This is a genomic window from Eubacterium sp. AF34-35BH (assembly GCF_003477765.1).
Lineage (GTDB): Bacteria > Bacillota > Clostridia > Lachnospirales > Lachnospiraceae > Eubacterium_G.
On the sequence record NZ_QUDZ01000012.1, the window covers coordinates 1 to 16,250 of the forward strand.

General features: G+C 34.8%; 14 protein-coding genes, 2 tRNA genes and 1 riboswitch. All 16 genes read right to left on the reverse strand.

Features of this window, described 5'->3' with window-relative positions:
• Window positions 1-88: 88 nt before the first annotated feature.
• A tRNA-Ser gene (locus DWZ69_RS11060) sits at window positions 89-177 on the reverse strand.
• Window positions 178-226: 49 nt separating this feature from the next.
• A tRNA-Ser gene (locus tag DWZ69_RS11065) sits at window positions 227-311 on the reverse strand.
• A gap of 282 nt (window positions 312-593) precedes the next feature.
• Window positions 594-1,277, reverse strand: coding sequence for a 2-C-methyl-D-erythritol 4-phosphate cytidylyltransferase (gene ispD, locus DWZ69_RS11070; RefSeq protein ID WP_347497533.1), 684 nt, complete (start codon window positions 1,275-1,277; stop codon window positions 594-596).
• Window positions 1,274-2,293, reverse strand: a complete 1,020-nt coding sequence (tsaD, locus tag DWZ69_RS11075; RefSeq protein ID WP_022164511.1) for a tRNA (adenosine(37)-N6)-threonylcarbamoyltransferase complex transferase subunit TsaD — start codon at window positions 2,291-2,293, stop codon at window positions 1,274-1,276. The genes ispD and tsaD overlap by 4 nt, the downstream gene beginning before the upstream one ends.
• 18 nt (window positions 2,294-2,311) lie before the next feature.
• The gene (locus DWZ69_RS11080) at window positions 2,312-3,220 is read right to left on the reverse strand and encodes a ribonuclease Z (RefSeq protein WP_118437057.1); all 909 of its coding nucleotides are present in this window, start codon (window positions 3,218-3,220) and stop codon (window positions 2,312-2,314) included.
• A 157-nt stretch (window positions 3,221-3,377) separates the two neighbouring features.
• Window positions 3,378-3,617 (reverse strand): hypothetical protein, encoded by a 240-nt coding sequence (locus DWZ69_RS11085; protein WP_118000769.1) that lies wholly within the window; start codon window positions 3,615-3,617, stop codon window positions 3,378-3,380.
• Window positions 3,618-3,690: 73 nt separating this feature from the next.
• Window positions 3,691-4,143: a ribosomal protein S18-alanine N-acetyltransferase gene (gene rimI / locus DWZ69_RS11090; protein WP_022164508.1), complete on the reverse strand. Its 453-nt coding sequence runs from the start codon at window positions 4,141-4,143 to the stop codon at window positions 3,691-3,693.
• 173 nt (window positions 4,144-4,316) lie between these two features.
• On the reverse strand, window positions 4,317-5,042 hold the full coding sequence (gene tsaB / locus DWZ69_RS11095; RefSeq protein WP_118437059.1) for a tRNA (adenosine(37)-N6)-threonylcarbamoyltransferase complex dimerization subunit type 1 TsaB: 726 nt from the start codon (window positions 5,040-5,042) through the stop codon (window positions 4,317-4,319).
• Entirely contained in the window at window positions 5,039-5,464 is a 426-nt protein-coding gene (tsaE, locus tag DWZ69_RS11100; protein ID WP_118437060.1) for a tRNA (adenosine(37)-N6)-threonylcarbamoyltransferase complex ATPase subunit type 1 TsaE, read from the reverse strand. The genes tsaB and tsaE overlap by 4 nt, the downstream gene beginning before the upstream one ends.
• Before the next feature lie 231 nt (window positions 5,465-5,695).
• Window positions 5,696-6,307 (reverse strand): ECF transporter S component, encoded by a 612-nt coding sequence (locus DWZ69_RS11105; protein ID WP_118000762.1) that lies wholly within the window; start codon window positions 6,305-6,307, stop codon window positions 5,696-5,698.
• Window positions 6,308-6,565: 258 nt separating this feature from the next.
• A riboswitch (FMN riboswitch) is annotated at window positions 6,566-6,693 on the reverse strand.
• 108 nt (window positions 6,694-6,801) lie between these two features.
• On the reverse strand, window positions 6,802-8,130 hold the full coding sequence (locus tag DWZ69_RS11110) for an aspartate kinase (protein WP_118000760.1): 1,329 nt from the start codon (window positions 8,128-8,130) through the stop codon (window positions 6,802-6,804).
• A gap of 25 nt (window positions 8,131-8,155) precedes the next feature.
• On the reverse strand, window positions 8,156-9,358 hold the full coding sequence (locus DWZ69_RS11115) for a homoserine dehydrogenase (protein WP_118437062.1): 1,203 nt from the start codon (window positions 9,356-9,358) through the stop codon (window positions 8,156-8,158).
• Between the two features lie 207 nt (window positions 9,359-9,565).
• Window positions 9,566-10,684: a peptide chain release factor 2 gene (prfB, locus tag DWZ69_RS11120; RefSeq protein WP_118437064.1), complete on the reverse strand. Its 1,119-nt coding sequence runs from the start codon at window positions 10,682-10,684 to the stop codon at window positions 9,566-9,568.
• Window positions 10,685-10,764: 80 nt separating this feature from the next.
• Window positions 10,765-13,338, reverse strand: coding sequence for a preprotein translocase subunit SecA (gene secA, locus DWZ69_RS11125; RefSeq protein WP_118000754.1), 2,574 nt, complete (start codon window positions 13,336-13,338; stop codon window positions 10,765-10,767).
• Between the two features lie 247 nt (window positions 13,339-13,585).
• Window positions 13,586-14,125: a ribosome-associated translation inhibitor RaiA gene (raiA, locus tag DWZ69_RS11130; RefSeq protein WP_118000752.1), complete on the reverse strand. Its 540-nt coding sequence runs from the start codon at window positions 14,123-14,125 to the stop codon at window positions 13,586-13,588.
• 467 nt (window positions 14,126-14,592) lie between these two features.
• Window positions 14,593-15,912 carry a C40 family peptidase gene (locus tag DWZ69_RS11135; RefSeq protein WP_158573389.1) on the reverse strand — a complete coding sequence of 440 codons (1,320 nt, stop codon included), beginning with the start codon at window positions 15,910-15,912 and terminating at the stop codon, window positions 14,593-14,595.
• Between the last annotated feature and the right edge of the window lie 338 nt (window positions 15,913-16,250).

A 16,250-nucleotide genomic window follows, 5' to 3' on the forward strand; every position in this document is an offset into this window, starting at 1 on the left:
CAACAGCCATATTAATTTAACATACTTATTTATGTTTGTCAACAACTTTTTTAACCTTTTCAAGAAAAGTCTTTGGAGTAGTTTCAAACGGAGAAGGAGGGATTTGAACCCTCGCGCCGCTATTAACGACCTACTCCCTTTCCAGGGGAGCCCCTTCAGCCACTTGGGTACTTCTCCAAGCAGTTGTATTCGTATGTCTTCTTAATATGTGTAGTTTTCTCTACAGCGGAGAAGGTGGGATTCGAACCCACGGTGGGACTAACCACACCGGTTTTCAAGACCGGCACCATAAACCACTCGGACACCTCTCCGTACGCCCGTTTTTCAACGTGCTTGACTATAATATCAAATGCTTCTTTATCTGTCAACACTTTTTTTGTCATTTGTACTTTTTACACGCCTTCTCACGAGCCTATAAGCTCTCTAATGGAGATCGATATGCCAGTGAGATGACGAATTGGGGGAGCACTTATGTGCGGAGCAATTCGTATAAATGACTTTTCGTTTATCTCTCTGTGCCTACATGCAAGTGAAAATTTGGAACCTGTTTGTTATTTAAATGCCAAATAGATTGCTATAGTGTTTTCGTTTTCTTAATCTTGTAAGAAACTTTCTACTACAGATATGTCTTCGGGAGTTGTTACTTTTATATTTTTATAATCTCCCTCTATGAATTTTACTTTTGCATGTCCAAACTGTTCCATTACCATTGCATCATCAGTAATATTTTCAGCATTTAATGCCATCATTTTTTGATAGGCTTCCTTTATCATAGTTGTCTTAAAACATTGCGGAGTTTGAGTTATCCACAACGTGTTTCTGTTTGGTGTGTCTACCACTTCATTATTTTCATTTACTATTTTTATTGTATCTTTAACAGGTACACCAACAACACAGGCATTATCTTTTATTGCGCCATTAATGCCTCTTTCTATTATTTCATTTGTTAATACAGGTCTGGCGCCATCGTGAATAAGTACAATGTCTCCTGATATATGTTTTAAACCGTTATACACTGATTCGTATCTTTCTTTTCCGCCGGCTACAATGTCTTTTACTTTTGTAAAATTATATTTTTCTACTATTTCTTTTTTGCAAAAGTCTATATCTTCCGAACCTGTTACAAGTATGATTTCATCTACTCCATATTTTTCAAACGCAAAAAGGGAATACCATACAAGAGGCTTCCCTTTTATTTCCATAAACTGTTTCTTTTTACTGCTTTGCATTCTACTGCCACTTCCTGCTGCAAGTACAATAGCTGATATTTTCATTATCTTTCTCCTAATTTTAAATTTGGTATTGCATTTAAGTCCCAACCGGAACGAACTCCATTAATATATTCATAATATGCTGCAGAGCCAATCATAACAGCATTGTCTGTACATAAAATAGGTGATGGATGATAAAATTCTACATTACGTTTTTCACATTCTTCCTTAAAGGCTTTTCTAATGGCTGTATTTGAAGCCACCCCACCTGCTATTGCAAACTTTTTCATGCCTGTTTCTTCAAGTGCATGCATTGCACGTGTTACCAAGGTATCCACCACGCAATTTTGGAATGATGCAGCCACGTCTGCAGGATTAATTTCTTCGCCTTTCATTTTTGACAAGTTAAGCTGATTTAGTACAGCAGATTTCAAACCGCTGAAACTAAAGTCATATACACTGTCAGTTATTTTTGCCCTAGGAAATTCGTATGCATGTGGATTTCCATCCTTTGAAATTTTATCTATTTTAGGACCACCTGGATATCCTAAGCCTATTGCTCTTGCCACTTTGTCAAAGGCTTCTCCTGCGGCATCGTCTCTTGTTTTTCCAAGAATCTTATACTTGCCATAATCTTCTACCACAACAAGGTGAGTATGTCCACCCGATACAACAAGGCATACAAATGGTGGTTCTAACTCTTTGTTTTCCACATAATTGGCGCAAATATGTCCTTCAATATGATGTACTCCAACTAAAGGAATATCTTTAGCAAAACATATAGCTTTCGCTTCCGCTACTCCCACTAAAAGTGCGCCTACTAACCCTGGTCCGTATGTAACTCCTATTGCATCAATTTCATCTAATGTTGTTTTAGCATCTGATAAAGCCTTCTCGATAACATAGTTAATGTTTTCAATATGTTTTCTTGAAGCTATTTCAGGTACTACGCCTCCATATAATGTATGTAAATCTATTTGTGAAGATATGACGTTAGATAGCGCTTCTCTTCCATTAACAACAACTGCTGCTGCTGTTTCGTCACACGAACTTTCAATTGCTAATATTTTTATATCTTTCAAAACAATACCTCTACTTTTCTAATCTTCAAACATTAAATCAACAGACATCCCATCTTTTCCTGTCTTTGCATTTGGGAAAATGTCTGTAACCGTATCTAAATAAAGCCATGGTTTTACAAGAGATGGGCTGTAGTGTGTCAGCCACATTTCTTTTGGATTGGCTTCTTTTGCGATGTTTGCAGCTTCCACAAAAGTCATATGTTTGTGTTCTTTCGCTTTTTCTTCTTTATCAGGTTCTCCATACATTCCTTCGCACACAAATAAATCTGCATCTTTTGCAGCTTTAGCAATGTTTGCAACAGGTCTTGTGTCAGTTGCATATGTTACTTTTAAACCTTTTCGTGGGGGTCCCATTACCATATCAGGTGTGAAAACCCGGCCGTCTGCCTCAACTGTTTCACCTTTTTGTAAAAGACTCCATTTTTTTATTGGTATATCCAGTTCTTTTGCTTTTGTGGCATCAAACTTTCCGCTTCTGTCCACTTCAATTGAATATCCGTAACATGTTATGCTATGTTTTACCTTAAAAGCTTTTATTCTGTATTCTTCAAACTGAATTGTCTCCAAATCTTCTGATAATTCAATAAACTTTATATCAAAAGGAAGTTCAGGTGCAATTGTTCTAAGTGCCCTTACAACTCTTTCCAAACCTTTTGGTCCAATCATTGTAAGTGGCTCTTTTCTTTCAGCATTTCCCATAGTAAGCAACAGGCCCGGAAGTCCACTTATGTGATCAGCATGATAGTGTGTTATGCATATTACATCAATTGGTTTAAAGGTCCATCCCTTCTGTTTCACTGCAACCTGTGTACCCTCCCCACAATCAATTAATATGTTACTTCCATTATATCTGCACATTAAAGATGTCAGCCATCTTCTGGGAATTGGCATCATTCCTCCTGTACCTAACAAACATACGTCTAACATTCTCTTCCTCTTTCTTTTCTGCAATTCTACAGTTACTTTTTATTTTTACTACCTACAGGAATTCCAAATAAGTTCTTTATTTTTCCTGTCATTCTCAGAAATTAGAATTTTCACAATAACGCTTTATATTCTTTGTTGCTATCTGAAATCAGAATTTCTATAACAATTCTTTATATTCCCTGTCGTCTACAGGGATTAAAAATTCTCCCGTTATTTTGTCGTAACATTCTTCGCACAAATCAAAAAAATGTTCTCTTCCATCTTTGTTTGAAAAATAGTTCCATTTATATTCTACAGTAAAATTGCCTTCTTTTATAATTTCATTTTCTACGATTAATTTCTTCCCACATTTATTGCAAGTCACTTCCACTAATTTTTCATCTTCGTATCTTCTCATAACTTCCTCCTAAAATAAATATTTTTTATTTTATAGGTTTCACACGTAAAATAATAGTGGAAAGTAATGTATTTTATAGATTTTGTTTCCACATTATAACTGCATTTTCTTTTGGTTTTTCGTAATAATCTTTTCTAATGCCGGCCTCCTTAAAACCATTCTTTTCATATAGTTTTATTGCGGGCACATTAGTTTCTCTTACTTCTAAAGTGAGATTTTTTATTTTTTTATTTTGTGACCAATCAAAGATATAGTCAAGCATATTCTGGGCAATATGCTTTCTTCTGTGTTTAAGAGAGACTGCAACATTTGATATATCAGCCTCTTCTCCAAATACATACATACCAATGTAGCCTACAATTTCATCATTGCACAAAGCTACTACAAAATTGGTATTTTCACTTTCCAGAGAATCTTTAAATGATTTTTCAGACCAGGGAATAGAAAATATGCTTTGTTCAATTTCAAAAACAGCAGGAATATCCTCTATGTTCATTTTTCTAATTGTTATTTTTTCCTGTTCCATATTTTAGTCCTACTCTTTATATTATATTTTATACTTCAGCCTAATTCTTACTTTTTGTATTTTCACTACGAAATTTTGTTCTGCTTAATTTTAATTAAAATTTTTATCTTTTTTCATTATTAATCTCTGTTGTATTTTAATTAATTTTTTGTTTTATTTCTTTTCACACAGATTTATTTTTCTGCCTGCGCTTTTTCTTTGGCTAATTTTTCTTTAAGTTCTCTCTCTGCCTGAGATAATCTTAAATATTCAGGTTTATGGTCTGCCGCTTTTTCAATTTTTCCCTGAGCATAATAGATTTCACCAAGGGCTGCCACACTTGAAGCTTTCTGTCCATTCATAGATGCAGGTGCATAGTAATGCTCTGACTTCATTTGGGCGTCAATAATTTCTTTTCCTTTTTCAACACCATCGCCAAGGAAAATCACAGCTTTACCTGTTTTATCTAATTCTTCAATTAAGTCCTCAAGCATCATAATGCACTGTTCTTTTATTGTTTGCATTTCTGTGCCTTCAAATTGATAAATTCCTGTATAAACCTGTCCTCGTCTCGCATCCATAATTGGACAAACAATATACTGTGACGAAAACATATTGTACGCCAAAGCGTCCATTGTTGGAATATTTATGATTGGAATACCAAGCGCCAAGCCGAAGCCTTTTGCTGTGGCACTACCTATTCTAAGTCCTGTGTAAGAACCGGGACCTCCTGATATTGCTATAGCATCTACTGTTTTCATATCAAGTTCAATTGTTTTACACATTTCATCTATCATTGGTAGCAATGTTTGAGAATGTGTTTTTTTGTGATTAATTGTATATTCTGCATTTAAAACTCCATCTGTTGTTACGGCAACTGTTGCTACCATTGCAGAGCTGTCTATTGCTAATATTCTCATAGTCCCTCCACTGTAATCTTTCTATAGTCTAATCCTTTTTCAAGATTTTTATCTATTTCAATATTTATTGCTTCCTCGGGTATTAATTCATCTATTAATTTTGACCATTCTATGAGGCATACGCCTTCTCCGAAAAAGTATTCCTCGTATCCGATTTCATACATTTCTTCAGGATCACCAATTCTATATACGTCAAAATGATATAAAGGAATTCTCCCCTCCTCGTATACCTGTATAATTGTAAATGTTGGACTGTTGACGTTTTCTTCAATGCCAAGTCCCTTTGCAAATCCCTGAGTAAACACAGTTTTTCCAACTCCTAAATCTCCATTTAGGCAAAAAATCTGACCAGCCTTTGCTTGCTCACCCAGATTTTTTCCTAATTCAAAAGTTTCCTTTTCGGAATTTGTTTCGTATATCATCTATCCTCCAATATATTTAGGTTAACTTTGTTTTCATACTAGGGTACATCCTAGCGTAATGCTTTTTGTGACATATTATTCTTTGAAATTTCTATTGCATTAAAAAGCACAGAAATATGCCATACTGATTAGTATAAACAATATTTCTGTGTTTTTCAAATTTTTCTATGTTTTAATTTGACGATTGTGTTTTGATTTAGCCATATACTTATTTTTTTAAAGTCAATATTTTTATTTTTTTGAACCAATCTCTTTTATAAATGAACTGATTCTTTTGTAGACAACGGCTGTGATTAAACTGTCGATTACAGCTTTTAAAATATTAAACGGTCCTACACAAATAAGGACGAATGTAAATTTGTTAGAAATAGCTCCGTTGATTTTTGCTCCCATTCCAATAATTGCATCTAATGGCATGCCGAAAGCTTTTACATAAAAAGGAATTAAAACCCAATAGTTAATGGCAATTCCAGCAACTGCCATTACAAGTGTACCTACTGCCATTCCAATGAACGCGCCCATTTTTGTTTTCTTATACTTGTATATTAAACTTGCAGGAACAACAAATGCACAACCAATTATGAAGTTTGCCAAATCTCCAACGTAGGCTGTTGATGTTCCTTTTACTAATAATTTTAATAATATTTTTATTGCTTCAATAAACACGCCTGCCAATGGTCCCATTATAAATGAACCAATTAGTACAGGAATTTCACTTAAATCTAATTTATAGAATTCCGGCGCAATTACAGGAATCGAAAAATCAAATAAGTGTAAAACTAAAGCCAATGCTGAAAACATCGCTATTAAAACTATGTTTTTTGTTGTAAATGTTTTTTTCATTTATATTACCTCCAATTTATAACATTAATGTAACAAAGAATGTCCCTTGCGAAATTTTACACACCAAGCGCAGGTTACTTTAGTAACTTTTTTCTTTTCGCTGGGGTGGTAATCCCTAGCGTAACGTTTTTTATTTAATAAGAAATCACACACAACTTTACGTGAGTGATTACCCCCAAGCTTGACAAAGAGCCAAAAAAACAGCAACCAAAATTTCTCCGGTTGCTGTTTTTACTACTGCATGTAACAGTAATTATATTCTATCTTCTCTCATCCAGACTTTACTGTCGGTTATGGATTCTCACCATATCATGCCAATAGGCTCGCTGACTTATGCTTAAGCAATCACAGCCGGTTAGGAATTGCACCTTACCCCGAAGAACTTTATTTAATTTTCATGTTAATGTTAATACTTTGTTATTATGTTGTCAAGTTTGTTAATAACTTATTCTTCACATAATACTAACGTTAATAAAAATTACTTTTTTACTTATTTATTTTTTTACTTTAATGAATGCATTGTAAATTGCACGTAATGCAACTTCAAAATCTTCTTCTGCTACACCGATAATGATGTTAAGTTCTGAAGATCCCTGGTCAATCATTTTAATATTAACTCTTGCCTCTGCTAAAGCTGTGAATAAGATTGCAGCTGTACCTCTGGCACTCTTCATTCCACGACCTACTACTGCAATAAGGGCAAGGTTACTTTCAATAAATAACTGGTCAGGATGTACTCTTGAACGGATTTCGTCAAGAATAGCTGTTTCCTTTCCTGCTAATGCATCTGTCTGAATAACAACACTCATTGTGTCTACACCTGATGGCATATGTTCAAAACTTACATTGCTCTTTTCCAATGCACGAAGTACATTTCTACCAAAGCCTACTTCGCTATTCATTTTGTCCTTTTCAATATTAATTACTGACATACCCTTCTTGCCGGCAATACCTGTAATAATATGTTCACATGGCTCAGCAGTTTCTGAAACAATCATAGTTCCTCTATCCTGTGGGCAGTTTGTGTTTTTGATATTTACAGGGATACCTGCTGCTCTAACAGGGAAGATAGCATCTTCGTGTAAAACAGTAGCTCCCATGTATGCTAATTCTCTAAGTTCTGCGTATGTGATTGTGTTAATTGGACTTGGATTATTTACAATTCTTGGATCGCAAATTAAAAATCCACTAACGTCTGTCCAGTTTTCATAAATCATTGCGTCTACTGCTCTGGCAACAATTGAACCTGTTACGTCTGAACCACCTCTTGAAAATGTCTTGATAGTTCCGTTAGGCATAGAACCGTAAAATCCCGGAATCACTGCATATTCAGATTTTGCAAGCTTTGGAGCTAACTTTTCTGATGTTTTATCCCAATCAAATTCTCCTCTTTCATTGAAGAAAATATATTTTGCAGCATCAATAAAATCAAAACCTAAAAATTTGGCTAATACTTTACTGTTTAAGAATTCACCACGACTGGCTGCATAATCTCTACCTGCCATATGAGAGAATGCGCCCTTTATAATGTCAAAATCTTCGTCCAACGAAAAATCCTGAATGCCTAAGCCTTCAATAATTCCATTATATCTTTCCTTAATAAGATTAAACTGTTCTTCAAATTCTTCACCTTCTGAAGCTAATTCATAACAGTTATAAAGCATATCTGTAACTTTAATATCTTCTACAAAACGTTTACCCGGTGCTGATGCAACAACAAAACGTCTTGTTGGATCTGCTAAAATAATATCTGCAACTTTTCTAAACTGGTTTGCATCAGCTAGCGAACTACCACCAAACTTTACAACCTTTGTTTCTTTCATAACCTGCCTCCTAATTTATCTTTTATTATCCTTCAATTCTAATTCTAGAGATTACATTTCCTAATTTTTCAGCTTTTGCATCAAAATCCTGTTCGCTTAATTTTTCTGTAGCAAAACCGATTTCTCCTGAAATTCCTGCAGCAATGTATTCTACATTTCCAAATACAGCCTCAACTTCTTCTTTTGACTTTGTTGTTCTAACAAAGAACTTCTTCTTTGATTTTGAAAAATCTTCAACTTCAAGCTTTTCTTCTTTCCACATTACAGTTGTAGAAACATTCAAATGTCTAACGCTATCAACTACATCAGATACTACCGCACTTGCTGTAGGGAGTTTGCCTGCACCACTGCCGATAAATACAAGGTCACCTACCATGTTTCCACGTACTAAAATACCGTTAGTTACACCACTAACGTTGTATAATGGATGGTCAGGTGCTAAAAGTCTTGGTGCTACTGAACATACAATACCTGTATCTTCGTTCTTGCACTTTCCTAATAACTTAATTGAACGGCCCATTTTCTTTGCATACTTAAAGTCCTCAGCAGTAATTTTTGATATACCTTCTGTGTAGATTTCTTCAAAATTAACTGTCTTTCCATTTGCTAATGAAGCTAAAATTGCAATCTTTCTAACCGCATCATAGCCTTCAATATCTGCTTCAGGATTACGTTCTGCATAACCTAATTCCTGTGCTTTCTTTAAAGTGCTGTCAAAATCAGCACCTTCTTTATCCATCTTTGTAAGAATATAGTTTGTTGTTCCGTTTAATATTCCTGTAATTTCACAAATCTTATCCGCTGTAATATGCATGTTCATTGGACGGATAATAGGAATTCCGCCACCTACAGCAGCTTCAAATAAGAAGTTTCTATTATTTGACTGAGCAATCTTAATAAGCTCAGCACCATATTTTGCAACTAACTCTTTGTTAGATGTACATACACTCTTCTTTGCTAATAATGCTGACTTTACAAAATCATAAGCTGGTTTTAACCCACCCATTACTTCAATTACTACTTCTACTTCAGGATCGTTTAAAATAATATTGTAATCATGTACTAAAACGCTTTCACATGAATCTCCAGGAAATTCTCTTAAATCTAATACATATTTTACGTCAATTTCTTCACCTGCATTTGCAGTAATAAGCTCTTTATTTTCATTTATAATTTCGAATACACCTGAACCTACTGTTCCGTATCCTAAGATTGCTACCTTTATCATATTTCCTCCTTAATTGTGTTCTAGCCCTTTAGGGTGCAAATTCTTCGTAAATTTTAGCATGGTTAAATATTTTTATCAACTAATTTTAAGCTGTTTACTTTGTTTTCATAACAAATTATTACATATTTATTAATTTTTTTAATAAATCGCATGGATTTTTATGCAATATTGTGGTAGTTCGGTAAAGTGTTAAAGTGGTTTGTGATGTTAACTTTCCTCATTACCTGTATTAATCCATTTCAAATATCCATTAATAAAAGGATCAATGTAGCCATCTAAAACCTTGTTAACGTCAGTAACTTCAACGTTAGTTCTATGGTCTTTTACCATAGTATACGGTTGCATTACATAAGACCTTATTTGGTTGCCCCAACCAATCTCTTTTACTTCACCTCTGATTCCTGAGCGCTTTTCTTCCTCTTCCTGTTTTTTTAGCATGTATAATTTTGCCTTTAACATTTTCATTGCCTTGTCTTTGTTCTGAAGCTGTGACCTTTCATTCTGGCATTGAACAACTATTCCTGTTGGCAAATGAGTGATTCTAACAGCAGATGATGTTTTGTTAATATGCTGTCCACCTGCGCCACTTGATCTATATGTATCAATTCTTATATCGTCATCATTAATTTCCACATCTAAATCTTCCTCAATATCCGGCATTACATCTAAAGATACAAATGAAGTCTGTCTTTTGCCTGCTGCGTTAAACGGTGATATTCTAACAAGCCTGTGAACACCTTTTTCAGATTTCAAATAACCATAGGCATTTTCTCCATTAACCTGAAAAGTTATTGACTTTATTCCTGCTTCGTCACCATCTAAAAAATCTAAAACTTCAGTCTTATAACCTTTTGACTCTGCCCATCTTGTAAACATTCTATAAAGCATACTTGCCCAATCGCAGGATTCTGTTCCACCGGCTCCTGCATTTAATTTAAGAATTGCGTTACATTTGTCATATTCTCCTGATAAAAGAGTGTCTATTTTTGTTTTTTCAAAATTTTCTATAAATTCATTTAACTGTTCTTTTACATCTTCAACGATAGACGCACCTTCCTCTTCATTGCCCATATCTATCAAAATTCCAATATCTTCATAATCGCTTTGGATTTTTGAAATTGTGTCTATTTGAGATTTAAGATTTTTCAATTCCTTCATCAGCTTCTGCGATTTTTCAACATCATCCCAAAACTCCTGTTGTTCCATTGCTTCTTCAATTTCGCGTATTCTGTTTTCTTTTGTTTCAATATCAAAAGAAGCTGCAAGTTCTTTTACTTTATCTTTGTACTGATTCCACTCATATTTGTATTGTTCAAATTCAACCACAATATTCCCTCACTTGTTGTTTTATAATTTCAAGAAAAGGCGGGTAATCCCCGCCTTCTCGCAATTTTTATTATATGAACTTATGCTTTACGTCCACAACAGTTCTTATATTTCTTTCCACTTCCACAAGGACATGGATCATTTGGATAAACCTTAGCTTCAACTCTCTGCTTTGGCTTCTTAACTCCATCTGAGTCATCTTTGTTTGTTCCTGTAACTTCTGCTACCTCTTCACGTTCAACGTTCTGCTCAACCTGAATATGATATAAAGTCTTTACAGTATCAATCTTAATATTTTCAATCATATAGCCAAACATTTCGAAACCTTGAATCTTGTATTCAACAGCCGGATCTTTCTGACCGTAAGCCATAAGACCAATCCCCTGTTTCAACTGTTCCATATCATCTAAGTGATCCATCCATTTCTGGTCGATTACTTTAAGAAGGACAATTCTTTCAAGTTCTCTAATATGTTCAGGTTCTGGGAATTCTGCTTCTTTTGCTTCATATAATTTCAAAGCTTCTTCCTTTAATTTCTGTTTGAATTCAGACTTTGTATATTTTGCAAGTTCTTCCGGTTTGCTCTTTAACTTAAATGGAATAATTTCAAATAATGACTGAACTAAACCTGCAATATCCCAATCTTTTGGTGACTGATCATCGCCTGCAAACATATCAACCTGAGATTCAATAATTTCGTTAATCATCTTGATTATTGCATCTCTCATGTTTTCACCGTTAAGAACTCTTGCTCTTTCAGCGTATATGATTTCTCTCTGGTCATTATTAACCTTATCGTATTCCATAAGGTTCTTTCTTATACCAAAGTTATTTCCTTCAATCTTCTTCTGGGCTCTTTCAATTGTACTTGTGAGCGCCTTGTGATGTAACTCTTCGTCTTCAGGTACCCCTAATGCATTAAATACTGACATTAATTTTTCTGAAGCAAAAAGTCTCATAATGTCATCTTCAAGTGAGATGTAGAACTTAGATTCACCAACATCTCCCTGACGACCTGAACGACCTCTTAACTGATTATCGATACGTCGTGATTCATGACGCTCTGTACCAATAATCTTAAGTCCGCCTGCTTCTCTTGCTGCATCATCAAGTTTAATATCAGTACCACGACCAGCCATGTTAGTAGCGATAGTTACTGCTCCATGTTGTCCTGCCTGTGCTACAATTTCTGCTTCTTTTTCATGATATTTAGCATTCAATACCTGATGTGGTATACCACGTTTCTTTAAGATATCACTAATCTCTTCTGAAGCATCAATGTTAATTGTACCAACCAAAACAGGCTGTCCTTTTGCATGTGACTGTTCGATATCATCAGCTACTGCTTTTAATTTACCACGCTTTGTCTTAAATACTGCATCTTCGTGGTCAATACGGGCAATTGGTCTGTTTGTTGGTATTTCAACAACGTCCATGCTATAAATATCTCTAAATTCTTTTTCTTCAGTAAGGGCTGTACCTGTCATACCAGCCTTCTTTTCATACTTGTTAAAGAAGTTCTGGAATGTAATTGTAGCAAGTGTCTTACTTTCTCTGTTAACTTTTACATGTTCTTTTGCTTCAATAGCCTGATGTAGTCCATCAGAATATCTACGACCAGGCATTATACGACCTGTAAATTCATCAACGATTAATACTTCGTCGTCTTTTACAACGTAATCCTGATCTCTATTCATTAAGTTATGTGCTCTTAAAGCTAAAATAACATTATGCTGTAATTCTAAGTTTTCAGCATCTGCATAGTTATCTATGTGGAAGAATTTTTCAACCTTTGCAATACCCTGTGCTGTAAGGTTAATAATCTTATCCTTTTCATTTACTAAGAAATCACCATCTTCTTCGATATCAACACCCATAAGGGCATCCATCTTGCTCAATTCAGGACTTGCCGTTCCTCTTTCCATCTGTCTTGCTAAAATATCGCACATTTCATAAAGCTTTGTAGACTTACCACTCTGACCTGAAATGATAAGTGGTGTTCTTGCTTCATCAATAAGAACAGAGTCAACCTCATCGATAATACAGTAAGCTAATCCACGCTGAACTAACTGTTCCTTGTATACAACCATGTTATCTCTAAGGTAATCAAATCCAAGTTCGTTATTTGTAATATATGTTATGTCGCAGTCATAAGCTGCTTTCTTGTCTTCATGTTCCATGTCTGAAAGGACACAACCAACTGTAAGTCCTAAAAATCTATGAACCTGTCCCATCCATTCAGCATCTCGAGTAGCAAGGTATTCATTAACTGTTACGATATGAACTCCCTTTCCTGTTAATGCATTTAAATATGCCGGAAGTAAACATGTCTGTGTCTTACCTTCACCTGTTTTCATTTCTGCTATACGTCCCTGGTGAAGAATAATACCACCCATTATCTGACAAGGATAATGTTCTGTTCCAAGAGTTCTTCTTGTTGCTTCTCTTACTAAAGCGAAAGCTTCAGGAAGTAAATCGTCTAATGTTTCCCCCTCTGCATATCTTTTCTTGAATTCTTCTGTTTTTGCTCTCATTTCATCATCTGTTAATTTTTCCATTTCAGGTTTAAGAGCTAAAACCTTGTCTAATGTATGCTTATGTCTTTTTAATTCACGCTCACTATGCGTGCCAATAATTTTGTTAATTACACCCATTGTAATCTCCTCTTTAAATTTATTCTGATCTGCAACGTGGTATCAATTGCTGTTTTCAATCAATTCCCATTGCCAAAGTATTTCACACACTATCGAATATATTAACATTTTACCGTTATTAATTCAACATATTAGATTTTATTTTATTGTAAATTTTGTAAACTTTCCGTTAAAAACAAAGGAATCGCTGTTAACATACACTAATATGTCAACAGCGATTATGCTTACTTAAATATCCCGCAATATTCTAGTCGAAGTTTGGTTCGATTAATCCGAATGTACCGCCCTTTCTCTTATAAACCACGTTCACTTCATCTGTTTCTGCATTAAGGAATACAAAAAAGTTATGTCCTAATAATTCCATCTGAATACAAGCTTCTTCAGCATCCATAGGTTTAATGCCAAAGCTCTTTGTTCTTACAATCTTAACTACATCTTCGTCCTCATCTTCATAATCAGCTTCAATGTAATCATTTGTGAAATTGTCGCGATATGATTTTTTCTTGTCAACTAACTTATTCTTATATTTAACTAACTGACGTTCTATTGTCTCCTCTACCATGTCAATAGAAGCATACATATCCTCACTAACTTCTTCTGCTCTAATAATGCCGCCCTTTACTGGAATTGTTACCTCCACTTTTTGGTCGTTTCGGTTAACACTAAGAGTAACATCTGCTTTTGTCTCTTCTGCGAAGTATTTGTCAAGCTTACCAAGCTTCTCTTCTACAGCGCCTTTGATGCCCTCTGTCACCTCAATATTTTTTCCGAAAATTTTAATTTTCATGGTACCACTTCCTTTCGTTATCTAGTAACTAGATTATACCATAAACCACCTACTTTTAACAACGAAAATCACACATTTTTCATTAGTTATATTTTTAACTATCTTTTTGTGCATTTTATACAATTTTTGCGTTTTTTCGTACATTCGATTACATTTAACATAATTTTACCATTTTCTAGTTATTAACATGTATTAACATAGATTTTTTTTAGATTTTATGGGTTATTAACCGACTTATTAACATTATTAACTTTTTTCACACAGATTTTATGTAAATCTTTGTCGAATTATAAAAGAACAGATGTTTTGTGTGGAAGTTATGAAATTGTGCATTTTTCACATATATCCTTGACAAATGTGGTGACTTTAGTTTTATAAAACAGGCTTTTTTTAGAGATAAAAAAAGACCTACAACATATAGTAACATAAGTCCTATATGTTGTAGGTAATAATGCTTTTTTATTAAATTAGTTTATGATTCTTCTTGCTGCACAAGGTGAACCCATACCACTTATTATAATTCCTGTTTCTTCTGTTGATGCATGTATTATCTGACCACCGCCAATGTACATTGCAACGTGAGAAATTGTTGAACTATTATATTTGTAGAATAATAAATCCCCCGGCTGTAATGAACCTAATGAGACAGCTCTTCCGTTGTATACCTGAGTATATGATGATCTGTTAAGTGAGTATCCAAAGTGTGCATATACTGACATTGTAAATCCTGAACAGTCTGTTCCGTTTGTTAAACTTGAACCGCCATATACATACGGATTACCTAAAAACTGCTTTGCATAAGCAACTACTGCTGATGCCCCGCCTGATGATGTCTGAGTATCATTATTCTGTGGTGCCTGTGTTGTCTGCTGTCTTGTTGTTTTTGGTGCTGTATATGTATTACTGTTACTGTTAGTATTTGTATTCTGTCTTGGCTGTGCTTCACCTATTTCTTCTTCCTCAGAAGCTCTCTGCTGTGCCTGAGCCTTAGCCTTGGCTGCTGCCTGAGCTGCTTTTCTTGCAGCTTTCTCTTTTTGTCTCTGTGCTTTCTTAATAGCCTTTTCTTCCTTCATTGTAACTGCTGTGTCCATATCAACACTAACTTTTACAAAATCTGCTGAAACCCAACCACTAACGCCATTGGCAATCTTAATCTTCACCCATTTGCCATCAGCGCTGTATTTTCTAATTGAATAATCTTCGTTACGATATACGTTTGTAACAATATCTGACTTGGTAGATGACTTTTCTCTAACGTGAACACCTGTTGCTGTTACATTAGCAAAAACATAACCATTATCTAATGCTCTTGACTGTGCCTTGTTACCTGTTACAAAATATTCAGCCTTAATGTATCCTGTACAATTACCAGACTTTATCTTGTACCAGCCATTGCTTGTCTCTTCAATAATTGTGGCTCCACAGTTATTATAAATCTTACCAACTCTTTTCCCTTTTGCTGAAGGTCTTCTTCTAACATTTACATAACCTTCTCTACCACCTTCAACCTTTGCGATGGCAATATTGGAAAATAATTTGTTTTCGTTTGTTGTCTTTTTGCTTTCAACCTTTGTTGTTTTGTTTTCTGTCTTCTCAGGTGCCGGAAGATATGATGACAAACCGTCTTCACTTCCTGTGCTTGATATGTAATTCTCAATATCAACTGCTGCTCCTGCACTTGCCATTTCCGTATTTAAGTCATCAGCAAGCATTGGTTGTGCAAGGGCAAATGTCATAGCTAATGCAAAACATCCTCCTGCAATTTTCTTTGCACAATTGTGCTTCATTATTATACGCCTCCATAAAATATATTTTAACATAAAATGTTACAATAGTATTACAATAATAACATTGTAAAAAAAATCTGTCAACCCATACCGGAATGTGGTATTGTATGTGTATAACAATTCAGCCATGCACATAAAAACAGGAAGACAAAAAAAGAATGCTTGCATTCTTTTAAGTATTACTGTTTTTATGTATTTGGAGAATCCAAATCAGCGAGATGAAACGAAGTGAAATCGAGCTGCATGGCTGAATATGTAGGCAGGCTGCTTGCGAGATGAAGCAAAGCGAAATCGAGCTGCATGGCTGAATATGTAGGCAGGCTGCTTGCGAGATGAAA

Excerpts from the sequence above, each read along its gene's own strand:
- DWZ69_RS11115 (WP_118437062.1), bottom strand. The coding sequence starts at position 9,358 with ATGATAAAGGTAGCAATCTTAGGATACGGAACAGTAGGTTCAGGTGTA.
- raiA (WP_118000752.1), bottom strand. The coding sequence starts at position 14,125 with ATGAAAATTAAAATTTTCGGAAAAAATATTGAGGTGACAGAGGGCATC.
- tsaB (WP_118437059.1), bottom strand. The coding sequence starts at position 5,042 with ATGAGAATATTAGCAATAGACAGCTCTGCAATGGTAGCAACAGTTGCC.
- DWZ69_RS11110 (WP_118000760.1), bottom strand. The coding sequence starts at position 8,130 with ATGAAAGAAACAAAGGTTGTAAAGTTTGGTGGTAGTTCGCTAGCTGAT.
- rimI (WP_022164508.1), bottom strand. The coding sequence starts at position 4,143 with ATGGAACAGGAAAAAATAACAATTAGAAAAATGAACATAGAGGATATT.
- DWZ69_RS11080 (WP_118437057.1), bottom strand. The coding sequence starts at position 3,220 with ATGTTAGACGTATGTTTGTTAGGTACAGGAGGAATGATGCCAATTCCC.
- DWZ69_RS11105 (WP_118000762.1), bottom strand. The coding sequence starts at position 6,307 with ATGAAAAAAACATTTACAACAAAAAACATAGTTTTAATAGCGATGTTT.
- secA (WP_118000754.1), bottom strand. The coding sequence starts at position 13,338 with ATGGGTGTAATTAACAAAATTATTGGCACGCATAGTGAGCGTGAATTA.
- tsaE (WP_118437060.1), bottom strand. The coding sequence starts at position 5,464 with ATGATATACGAAACAAATTCCGAAAAGGAAACTTTTGAATTAGGAAAA.
- DWZ69_RS11085 (WP_118000769.1), bottom strand. The coding sequence starts at position 3,617 with ATGAGAAGATACGAAGATGAAAAATTAGTGGAAGTGACTTGCAATAAA.
- DWZ69_RS11135 (WP_158573389.1), bottom strand. The coding sequence starts at position 15,912 with ATGAAGCACAATTGTGCAAAGAAAATTGCAGGAGGATGTTTTGCATTA.